Source organism: Thermosynechococcus sp. Uc (genome assembly GCF_029335995.1).
Classification (GTDB): Bacteria; Cyanobacteriota; Cyanobacteriia; order Thermosynechococcales; family Thermosynechococcaceae; genus Thermosynechococcus.
This window is the reverse complement of the sequence record NZ_JARJMS020000061.1, coordinates 1-10,674: the sequence shown is the minus strand read 5'-3', so window position 1 is coordinate 10,674 and position 10,674 is coordinate 1. Positions and strand designations below refer to the sequence as shown.

The 10,674-nt window shown below is 51.9% G+C and carries 11 protein-coding genes and 1 pseudogene; 2 read left to right on the top strand and 10 right to left on the bottom strand.

Translation table 11 applies throughout. The annotated features are described in order from the left end of the window. From P3X23_RS06885 to P3X23_RS06875, 3 genes and pseudogenes are all read right to left on the bottom strand, one after another. Positions 1-189: hypothetical protein (locus P3X23_RS06885; protein ID WP_300874599.1), on the bottom strand; the 189-nt coding region annotated here is incomplete at its 3' end. Between the two features lie 620 nt (positions 190-809). After that, positions 810-1,262 (bottom strand): annotated as a pseudogene (locus tag P3X23_RS06880) (RNA-guided endonuclease TnpB family protein); the annotation flags it as partial. A 206-nt stretch (positions 1,263-1,468) separates the two neighbouring features. Continuing rightward, positions 1,469-1,849: a hypothetical protein gene (locus P3X23_RS06875; RefSeq protein ID WP_367186545.1), complete on the bottom strand. Its 381-nt coding sequence runs from the start codon at positions 1,847-1,849 to the stop codon at positions 1,469-1,471. A gap of 207 nt (positions 1,850-2,056) precedes the next feature. Between P3X23_RS06875 and P3X23_RS06870 the strand changes: the two genes are divergently transcribed. Together P3X23_RS06870 and P3X23_RS06865 are read left to right on the top strand one after the other, a co-directional pair. Beyond that, positions 2,057-2,476, top strand: a complete 420-nt coding sequence (locus tag P3X23_RS06870; RefSeq protein ID WP_300874590.1) for a hypothetical protein — start codon at positions 2,057-2,059, stop codon at positions 2,474-2,476. A gap of 13 nt (positions 2,477-2,489) precedes the next feature. Next, entirely contained in the window at positions 2,490-3,665 is a 1,176-nt protein-coding gene (locus P3X23_RS06865) for a hypothetical protein (RefSeq protein ID WP_300874587.1), read from the top strand. A 14-nt stretch (positions 3,666-3,679) separates the two neighbouring features. Here P3X23_RS06865 and P3X23_RS06860 read toward each other — a convergent pair whose 3' ends face one another. From P3X23_RS06860 to P3X23_RS11975, 7 genes are all read right to left on the bottom strand, one after another. Beyond that, the gene (locus tag P3X23_RS06860; protein WP_300874584.1) at positions 3,680-4,261 is read right to left on the bottom strand and encodes a DUF1997 domain-containing protein; all 582 of its coding nucleotides are present in this window, start codon (positions 4,259-4,261) and stop codon (positions 3,680-3,682) included. Between the two features lie 71 nt (positions 4,262-4,332). After that, positions 4,333-5,976 (bottom strand): iron ABC transporter permease, encoded by a 1,644-nt coding sequence (locus tag P3X23_RS06855; protein WP_300874581.1) that lies wholly within the window; start codon positions 5,974-5,976, stop codon positions 4,333-4,335. 35 nt (positions 5,977-6,011) lie between these two features. Beyond that, positions 6,012-6,878 carry a carboxylating nicotinate-nucleotide diphosphorylase gene (gene nadC / locus P3X23_RS06850; RefSeq protein ID WP_300874578.1) on the bottom strand — a complete coding sequence of 289 codons (867 nt, stop codon included), beginning with the start codon at positions 6,876-6,878 and terminating at the stop codon, positions 6,012-6,014. Beyond that, positions 6,868-7,887 carry an anthranilate phosphoribosyltransferase gene (gene trpD / locus P3X23_RS06845; RefSeq protein WP_300874575.1) on the bottom strand — a complete coding sequence of 340 codons (1,020 nt, stop codon included), beginning with the start codon at positions 7,885-7,887 and terminating at the stop codon, positions 6,868-6,870. Before trpD ends, nadC begins: the two co-directional genes overlap by 11 nt. Before the next feature lie 27 nt (positions 7,888-7,914). Further along, a complete protein-coding gene (locus P3X23_RS06840) occupies positions 7,915-8,268 on the bottom strand; it encodes a hypothetical protein (protein WP_300874572.1) in 354 nt (117 codons plus the stop codon). Between the two features lie 96 nt (positions 8,269-8,364). After that, on the bottom strand, positions 8,365-9,846 hold the full coding sequence (locus P3X23_RS06835) for a cobyric acid synthase (RefSeq protein ID WP_300874569.1): 1,482 nt from the start codon (positions 9,844-9,846) through the stop codon (positions 8,365-8,367). A gap of 261 nt (positions 9,847-10,107) precedes the next feature. Beyond that, positions 10,108-10,383: a transposase gene (locus P3X23_RS11975; RefSeq protein ID WP_367186544.1), complete on the bottom strand. Its 276-nt coding sequence runs from the start codon at positions 10,381-10,383 to the stop codon at positions 10,108-10,110. Positions 10,384-10,674 lie beyond the last annotated feature (291 nt).

Below are 10,674 nucleotides of genomic sequence, written 5' to 3'. Positions count from 1 at the left end.
ACCAAAATTGATATTTTGAGTACCCGTAATTTTACAGGCATTTTTAACGTTGGCTTGAATTTGGATGTTTGCTGTTTGTGGCGAAGTTTGCGCTTTAGCTGTCTGTGCCATTAATAGAGGCAGGACTCCGCCCACAGCGGTAAGGAATAGACCGAGAAGAATCCGTTTGAGAAGGAAAGAGAAAAACATAACCCCGTCTCCTTATGAGAACAACAGCAATCCACTCCACCCATTTCTGGTGTTAACCTAATGTGGAAGTCAGCAAACTGAGGATGATTTACTCAGAATATGAGTTTATAATGCATCCTATTGAAAATTTTACTATTGTACGTTCGCCTTGCCTACCGTAAGTTTACGGAGGTTTTTAGAAGTGCCGCATTCTACAATAAAACCTAGTGTTCTAAGCCACAAGTAGCTCTCGCTGCCCATCAAATGCCCACCGCTGCCACTACAGTTGACTCATCTAGAAATTTCCAGCTAGCAAAGCCTCTATTCATTGTTGTCACGGCATTCTCGGGAATCATTTCCATCCGCTGCTTTTGACAGCTTAGGTCATGTGTCTGCCCGCCTCACTTGTTAAGTTCTCCGTCGCGCTTAACCCATTCAGTAGTTTTACTGAATGGTTCCCCTCTTGCCTTGTTAATGTTCTCACTGTTGAATTTACAGAAAACACGCCTCTCCCTGAGCTGTCATGCTTCTATTTCACCGTCGATATTCAATCCTTTTGACATCTTCCCCGGCCTGAAGGACGGGGATTCCCAACCTCGCGGTTGAGATTGTCTGCTTCATAGAGTTCTGCCAGTGCCACTTTACGGCAGCACTGGACTTACAGTCTCTCCACAGACTGACACCGCCAGCCCGGCAGCCAGAACATTGCGCGCTGCGTTAATACCGCGGTTGTGGGTCGCCGCAAATCCATTCGCGCACGCTCAATGGCATCTTGGACACTGTATGCCCACAATCCGAGCATCACTTGGACGTTGGATACCATTGGTTGCTGCCAATAACGTGCGCCCGTACCCATGCGCTTTGTATTTAAGCTGTCTGAGGCACTCTGACCAGCCTGTATCACTGATCGACTTCGCCAAACAGCGGTTTTTCTGCATGTTGCTTACAGAGAGGATTTCGATGGCGATCGCTTGATTCTCGTTGACCAGCCGAGTCGAGAGCTTGTGCCGGAAATCCCTGCGAGCGTCCGCGATGCGAGGATGCAGTCGTGCAACTTTCAGGCGAGCTTGGCTTCGTACTTGCGAAATACCTTTGGTGTTGAATTTTTTCACCGCTGGACAAGATGGCAAAATGGCTAAAGCAGTGTTGAATGCAGCTTGCAGGTGGCGTAGCGATTGCTGCCACGGAACGCTGCTGACATCGTTGAGCCACGCCTACGTCGGGTAGCACCTGAAGCGGTAGGCGCGCTTGATGTCCATAGTCCTACTTTTCATCAGATAGCGAATGTGTAAGGTGCCCTTTAAGAGCCGCGCAAACCACTTGCGATTGGCGGGAATAATGTGCCGCGGTGCCCATTCAGGACTGGTGTAGCGAAAGACCTCAGCATAGACTGCTCGATCTCCTCAGCACTGGGTGCCTTAAAGCTATACACCTGACCGCCTTGGGGGTTGAGGCCATTCATCACGTGTTTAATTGTACTGTCTTTGCCGGCTGCATCCATCGCTTGGAAAATAATCAGCAGCGCATAGATATTCTGGGCATAAAGGAGCTCTTGGGCTTCGACTTTGCTTTTGAGGCCAGCAGTATCGGCAGGATCATAGTCCTTCCCGTGAAATTTCTCGCCAACGGGGACGATGTAGCGATCGGGGTTAATTTGGTCGAGAAAATCTTGAGGGATCATCATCAAGAGGGGTTGCGGCAAAACTGTATCCTAGCCTACATTCCCCAGTACAGAAAATGCGAAATGTGCTGCTTTTCGGTCTATCTTTAACAAATTGTATAAGTCACGGGCAAAACAGAATTCTCTTTGTATGCTGTATCAGTAGGCGAGCGATCGCCCCTAATCGCATCATTACCTAACCTATTGTTTGCGTTCTGGACAGCCACCGTGGCTCCAATCAAACCTCAGAAACTGGATCTAGATGCAAGTTACCCCTGCCCTTGTCGCCGTCAGGGGGAGTTGGTGCCTATTACCCTCACAGAAGCCTTTGGATGTCGGCGCTGTCAACAAATTTTTGTCGTTCGTCCCGATGGCTTTTCCATTGAGCAATTGGCTACCACCTATCCCTACAAGCGAGCGTGGTATTGGACAGGGTTGCAATGGAATCAGTTGCAGCGGGGGTTCTCAGAAAGTTACTGGTATTTCGCGATTGGCCTGAGTTTCTTTTTATTGATGCCTATTCTGCTGTGGCTGCCCTTACTTCTACAATTGTCCTTAAAACCTGAAGGGCTGCTATGGATTATTGCCTCCCTGCTGATTGCACTGACACCAGCATTTCTGGTGTGGATTGCCCTCTCCCGTCGTTGAATGATCTGCGGCTATGTTGCCTGAGCCACTAAGGGTGGCGCGGGTCGCCAGTACACACCTCAGCCAAGCTAGCTATGCTCTGCGTCAGGAAGCTCTCAGGCATTTGATTGAGGAGTTAACAGCGGCAGAGTCTTTGTTGTTGGAACAAAATACTCTTGATCTCGAATCCAGCCGCGATCTGGCAGTGTCTCAGATTGTGCTTGGCTGGTTGCGGCTGACCCATGAGCGCCTGCACCGCATTCAGCAGTGGCTAGAGCGCCTCTATCATGCAGCGGATCCGTGGCAGCAACCGTGTCCCACGCAGCCAGAGCGGTTTCAGTATGCGGTTCCCCTAGGGGTGGTGGCCTTGGTTTATGAAGGACTACCCACCTTAAGTTTGATGCTGGCGGGCATGGCACTCAAAACGGGAAATGCCCTTGTACTCTGGAGTGGTGAAAGTAGTCGCTACACGGCGGGGGCGATCGCCAGCCTCATCGAAGCTGCATTGAGCAAAACCAGTCTGCCAAAAACCGCCATTCAGACCCTTTCCCTCACGCCCGCCAGTTGGCTTGCGGATCCCACTGCTGTTGATCTTGCCCTTGTTTATGGCCGTTTCCGCTTTATAGCCGAGCAACGCGCTGCTGCCCGCTGTCCCTTAGTCTCTCTTTCCCTCGGTAATACTTACCTTGTTTGGGATGGCTCTGTGTCGCCAGAGAGTGTCCTCAATTGTATTCAGCACAGCCACCAAGCAAACCCTGATCGCGCCCTAGCAATTGAAAAGGTCATTGTCCTCAGCAATGTCAATCCCTCTCATCTGACGTTTGTGATCAATGAACTCACCCAAGCCGGCTACAAACAGGGGGTGGACGAGTACCTGCACCGCAACTATCCCCACATTCCCCTTGTAGACGCCAGTGAGTGGCCACTCCCCTATCTAGATCAACGCTTAGCGTGGCACTACGAAGAGGATCTCACCACAGCAATCACTTGGATTCACCAGTATGGCAGCACCGCTAGTGGGATTGTTGCCAGTAGCTACAGAGACTGCCGTGCTTTTTATCAGCAGGTGCAAACCCCCTTGGTGTTTGTCAATCGCCCTCCCCAACTCGAGCGCGTGGAGGCACTGGCCATTGGCGCTGTTGCAAAGGGGTTCCAACGGGGTCTTTTTGGCCTTGCTCAGTTACTCAGTACCAAGCAGGTTTATTTGTAGGGGAGCTTGCAGCTTCAGGTGGAACTCACAGGAATAGGTGTGAGCCAATCGCTACTGCCATTGCTTTCCACTTCAGTGAGCCAGCGTTGATAATCGGCCACAAGGTGCTGACTCAGGCGCTGTTTAATCGTTAAAAGGACGCTCTTGAGTAAGCCATTGCCGGTGGCTTCAAGAAGGGGACGTGGCGTGAGATCTAAAGGCGGCGGAATATCCACGCCCACTTGCAAATCAGCTAGACCAATCAAGTCCGTACCGTTCGGCGTAGCTTGGGGAGACAAGTAACCTTCAAGAGCTAGGTGAAAGCGGCGATTAATGTAGTCCACCCCGCGAATTTCACAGCCAAGGGAGCGTAATTGTAAAGAGCCATCACTTTTGGCATGAACAGCCAGATCAACGGTGGGTTGTAAGCTGACCATGAGAAAATTGAGGGGGCGCATCTTAAGGCGAAAACGATCGCTCCCTAAAAATTCCACGCGGGTTGGATCCGTGAGAGCATAGACAAGCCGCCGGGGCTGACGCAGGTAGTGCTGCAAGGGAGCCGTGGGTGTTTCAATACTGAGGCAAACAGATTGGCTGGCCTTAAACTGTAAGTACATAGCACACCTAGCGAACGTTGTTTCCAATGTAACGAATTATTAAGAAGCCCGTGAACGGTAAACCGAACTTCCTAATCTGCCCAGTGGGTTTGCCGTCCCAGCCAAAGAACCGGAATGAGACCCACGATTACCAAAGCCAAAGCGCTCAATGCGGCTTCAGGGAGTCGCTCATCGGAAGCAAAGCGATAAACCTGTATTGCTAGGGTATCAAAGTTAAAGGGACGAATGACCAGTGTCGCAGGCAATTCCTTCATGACATCCACAAAGATCATCAGGGCTGCGGTAAAAAGGCCGGGCACCATCAAGGGCAAGTGAACTGTGCGCAGAATATTCCCAGGCGATCGCCCCAGTGTCCGCGCCACTTCATCGAGGGACGGGCGAATTTTCACTAAGCTGGCTTCAACACTGCTAAAGGAGACGGCCAAAAAGCGTACCAAGTAGGCATAGAGCAAGGCTACTATTGTGCCACTGAGAATTAAGCCCACTTCAACGCCCCACAGGTGCTCACTGACATCGTTAATGACGTTGTCTAGCCACCCCAAGGGCATGAGGATGCCAACGGCAATCACTGTACCTGGAACTGCATAGCCGGTAATGCACACTTGGGTGCCCCAACGAACCCAAACCGTTGGCAGCAAACGATGGCCATAGGCCAACAGGAGAGCAATCCCAACCGCTAGAACTGCAGACAGGGTTGCCAGAATCAGGCTGTGGCTGGCGTGTTCAAGAAATTCACGACTGAGCTGAAGCTGTTGGTAGCTAATGGCCAAATAGAGGAGCAAGCCCGCTGGCAGGAATAACCCCAAAAAGACGGGCAGGGCGCACACCAGCCAAGCCGTAACCGCTCGCCATCCCCGCAGGCGATAGGGCACTGGACGATCGCCCCCTCGATTGTAATAGCGTGCCTTGCCACGAGACCATTTCTCCACAAGCAGCAGAGCAAAGACAATCACCACTAGCACAGAGGCCAACTGCGCCGCCGCAATCTTGTCACCCATGCCAAACCAAGTGCGGTAAATGCCGACGGTGAAGGTATCCACCCCAAAGTACTGCACGGTACCAAAATCATTCAGGGTTTCCATGAGGGCAAGACTAGTACCAGCAGCGATTGCTGGCCGCGCAAGGGGCAATGCCACAGTCCAAAAACTGCGCCAAGGACCACAGCCAAGGGAGCGACTGGCTTCTAAACTACAGGTGGCCTGCTCTAAAAACGCCACCCGCGCCAATAAAAAGACATAGGGATAGAGGACGAGGGTGAGCATGGCGATCGCCCCGCCAAGGGAACGGATATTGGGAAACCAGTAATCACCGTAGCCCCAACCTGTCAGTTGCCGTAGCCATGTTTGAACAGGCCCTTCAAAGGCAAAAAACTCTGTATAGGTGTAGGCCAACACATAGGCCGGTGCTGCTAAAGGAGTTAATAGCAGCCACTGCCACCAGCGCACACCCCAAAATTGACAGTTGGTAACTAGCCATGCCGTACTCACGCCAATGACAATCACCCCGATTCCTACACCCAACATCAACCAGAGGGAGTTCAATAAGTAATCAGGTAAAACCGTTGTGGCCAGATGCTGCCAAGTGTTACCTGTATTCACAAAAATTTGGCTGAGAATGACAAAAATTGGCAAGGCAATCCCTAGGGCAATCAGCCACACCCATAACTCCCAAGGGTTCAGTCGAGCCCACCGAGGGAGGCTTAGGGACTTAGACACAGCACGACCTCCGAAAACAGACACTCAAAAAAGACTTAAAGAATGGTCAAACTAAAATCTAGCCAAGGGGATCGCGTGATCATCGCACTCGTAGAGATGTAATCCACCCCGGTCAAAGCCACGGATCGCAAGGTTTCCAAAGTGATATTTCCTGAGGCTTCAATTTTAATGTGGGGGGCTGCGCTGCGGATCATCGCCACTGCCTGGGTCATGTCTGGAATCGGCATATTGTCGAGCATAATTACATCCACCCCAAGGGAGAGGGCTTCGCGCACCTGATCGAGGGTCTCGGTTTCCACTTCAATAACCAAGGGAAAGGGACTGGCTTGGCGCACTTTCTCAACTGCAGCCGTGATCCCCCCCGCTGCTACAATGTGGTTGTCTTTAATCAGAATTGCATCGTCAAGGCCAAAGCGGTGGTTGACACCGCCCCCGACAGCAACTGCATATTTTTCTAGAAAGCGCAGTCCCGGTGTGGTTTTGCGGGTATCCACCAACTGGGCGGGCAGATCGGCAATCTGCTGAACATAGGTATGGGTGAGGGTGGCAATGCCACTGAGGCGCATGAGGCAATTGAGCGCCAGCCGTTCGCCAAGGAGTAATGCTTCTAGAGGCGCTTCCAGCCGGGCAATAATCGTCGGCTGATGACAAATTGCGCCTTCGGCCTGCTCATAGGTAAACACGACGCTGGATGTGAGGCGCTGAAAAACCCGCTCCACAATGGGCAGGCCAGCAATCACGCCCTGACTTTTAAGCCGAATATGGGCTTTTCCTCGCTGCTCCTGCAGGTGTAGGGCTTGGGTAGTGCGATCGCCCCGCCCGATATCCTCCTGTAACCACCGATCCAAGAGAGGATCCAAGACACACCACGGCGGCAAATAGGCAGATACCCTAGGATTCATTGGAGAGCGTCACTAATGCCTGCAACTTGTCCCATGCCGCACCACTGGCAAGAATTTCCTTTGCCCGATCTACACCTTCCCACCAATCCTGAACTGCAGCGGCCACGTAGAGGGCAAGGGCGGCATTGAGCGCGACCACCTCCTGTTGAGCCGTCGTCCCTTTTCCCTGGAGAACTTGGGTTAGAATCTCGGCATTCGTCTGAACGTCCCCCCCTGCCAAATCCCTAAGGGGGGCACTGGCTAGACCCAAGGCTTGGGGATCGAGGACTTCTTGGCGCAGCGGCTCCTCAGGGCTGCTAAACATGACTAGATCAGTCATATCGCCAAGGGTGGCTTCATCCACTCCTTCGCGACCATAGAGGACAATCCCCCGTTGGCAACCAAGACGCTGTAGGGCACCGGCCATCGCTTCAAGATAGCGATCGCTAAAGATACCAATCACCTGCCCTGTGGGATGAAGTGGATTGACCAAAGGGCCTAGCAAGTTAAAGACCGTGCGAATTTTCAGGAGACGGCGTAGGGAAGCTACGGCTTTCATGGCGGGATGCCAACCAGGGGCAAAGAGGAACGTGATCCCCACTTCCCTGAGTAAAAAGGCGGGATCGTTGTGGGCAAGGTTGACCCCAAGGCTCTCAAGGACATCCGCTGAACCGACGCGGCTAGAGACAGAACGATTGCCATGCTTGGCGACTTTGACCCCTGCTGCCGCCACCACAAAGGCAACTGCTGTGGAGATATTAAACGTACCGGCGCGATCGCCCCCCGTGCCGCAGGTATCAATGAGGGGTTCGGCTAAATTCAGCGGTGCACCTGCGGATTGAGCCAGTAACACCTTGGCCATCCCCGTGAGTTCCTCTACCGTCAGCCCCTTGAACTGTAGTGCTGTGAGAATAGCACCAGAGAGAGCCTCGGGAATGTCTCCTGCCAGCCATCCCTGCATTAACTGGGTGGCCTGCTCTTGCGTCAGGGGTTGGCGATCGAGGAGTTGTTGAAGCAGGTCAGACCACATTGAACAGTGCAAGCAAAGAATCAGGCTTTAATTGAGTTGTTGCTGGCGCTGGCGTGCCTGCCAATAGTGCAGGGGTAAACACAGCAGCGAGGAGGCAGTGAGCAAAAAAGCCAAGAGAGCTGTAATTTTGCACATTTGACCGAAATCGGTGCCCTCTAATGGTACAGCGATTTGCAGCCCCCGCGCACCACAATAGACCAGCCAATAGACAAAGATCATACGCCAAAGAGTTTCGCCATAGGCCTCTTGGGGGGAATACTCCCGCAGGGGAAAGTGTTTTTCTTCTTGATGAGCCGTGTACAACAGCCAGCTTAAGCCACCTAAAGCGGCAATCGCCGAGACAATTAAGATTCCCACTGACCAAGAAGCAGCCACTGCCATTGTGTTTTGGAACTCCCTATCATGAACACATCGTTCCTCAGTCTAGGGGAGTCATTTGCCAGGGATGGCAATTGCTAACAATTTGAAATTTTTACGTCAACATAATTTACAAATGCCTTCCAAGTTCAGATGAGCCATGACGGCTTCTGTGAGTTGATCGAGGGCAACAGCCCGTTGCTCGGCATAGTGGGGGATTGCTGTGGGTAGGAGTGGCAATTGGCGGCGCGATCGCAACACATTGAGCCAGTGGCGGCGCCACGCGCCATTTTCCAATAGCCCATGCAGGTAGGTGCCCCAAAGTGTGCCCGCTGTGTTGACCAGACCTAGTTCTGAGGCAGCAAAAAGGGGCTGCCAACCCTTGAGATCCCCTGTGTATTTACTGTGGCCTTGGTGAATTTCATAGCCCAAGATCAACTCAGAACAGGGGAAATAGAGGGATTGAGTGTGTTGCTGCCGAGTGCATTTGCTTGTTCCCAATTCGGTGTGCAGGGGCATCAGTCCCAGTCCTTCATAGGTGCCGCGGTATCCCTCTAAGCCTAGAGGATCGCTGATGGTGGTGCCCAACATCTGCCAGCCACCGCAAATGCCGAGAATGGTTCCCCCCTGGGCGGCATAGGCTTTTAGTTGCGCTGCCATTCCCGTTGCTTGCAAGACATGGAGATCGGCAATTGTGGTCTTAGTGCCGGGCAAAATGACGGCATCGGGCTGACCTAGGGGACGCTGGGGCGGCAAAAACTCAAGGGAAACACTGGGTTCTGCCAGCAAGGGATCAACATCGCTGAAGTTGGCAATCCGCGGCAGGCGAATAACGGTGATTTTTAAGTCTGCCCCTTGGCGTTGGGGACGGGGATCCCATAGATCAAGGGAATCCTCGGCAGCATAGTGGCGTTCGAGCCATGGAATCACGCCTAAGACTGGTACTCCCGTAGTCTCCTCTAGCCATTGCAGACCGCTGTCGAGGAGCGATCGCTGGCCGCGAAATTTATTGATTACAATTCCTTGAATCAAGGCTCGCTCCTCGGCATCTAGCAGCATCAACGTGCCTACAATATGGGCAAACACACCGCCCCGATCAATATCGGCGATGAGAATGGTCGGTGCCCCTAGATACTTGGCCACCCGCATATTGGTGAGGTCGCGGTGCTTGAGATTGATTTCCGCCGGTGACCCGGCGCCTTCACACACAATCCAGTCAAAGCGTTGCTGGAGGTTCGCCAAGGCCTCTGTAATTGCCTGCCAACCCCGCTCAAAGTAATCCCGATAGTAGTCTGCCGCTTGGGTCACACCTGCCACCTGCCCCTTGAGAATCACTTGCGAGGTCATATTCCCTTGGGGCTTCAGGAGAATCGGATTCATCGCCACTTCGGGTTCTATCCCTGCCGCCCAGGCTTGCATTGCTTGGGCATAGCCAATTTCGCCGCCCTCACGGGTGACGTAGGCATTCAAGGCCATATTCTGTCCCTTAAAGGGGGTGACCCGGTAGCCCTGCTGAGCCAGCCAACGACAAATCACCGCTGTGAGAAGCGATTTCCCTGCATGGGATGTGGTTCCCACCACCATTAGCGCTTTAGCACTCATCAAGAACCTAGACCAAAATGCCCGTAGGGTCTATCGCTATACCTATGAGTGGAAAGAATATCCTGATATTGGCCAAGAAGCAAAAGCAATCAACCGGATGTGCCGTGACTTGTTATACAGCAAGGGGAAAGTGGCGATCTCCTACAATTCCAACAAATGCGATGTCCAAAAGGGAACTGACCAGAAGTGTTGAATCCTGTAACAAAACTTAACACTTTAAGCCTGCGTCGAGCAGGTGCGAGAGGCCACAAACAGCTCTAGCTACCCATCAAAGCTCCAATGCACTATTGCACATCGCCCACTCAGTTCTAGTTGCAAATATCTCAACTTATCTAATAGTTTCTTCCCCAAGTATTCTGGTATTTCTACTAGCTCTAAAATTAAATACGCAATCAAGACCATGTATATTTGGTTGACGATACCAGTCAGACTCTTCGTCATTAACCGCTCCAACGATAAGTGCATTTTCAGAAATTTCCAGAAATTCTCAATCGCCCATCGTTGCCGATACAGCTCAGTCACTTCTTCATCCTTCAGACTCCAGAGATTCCTCGCTATCCGAAACTCTGCCTTGCTATCAGTATATTCTCAGGGATCATTTCTATCACTTCCTCTTGAAAGCTCAGGTCATGCCTGACTGCTTACTCGTCAAGTTCTCTGTGATACTGAACCTATTCAATAGCTTTACTTGATGATATCCCTCTTGACACAGCAGCTTACTGGTTAACGTTATCACTGTAAAATCTACAGGAAAAGCAACTCTCCCTGAGCTGCTATGCTTCCGTTTTACTTTTGAGATTAAGTCTTTGTCAATTTTGGCAAAGCACT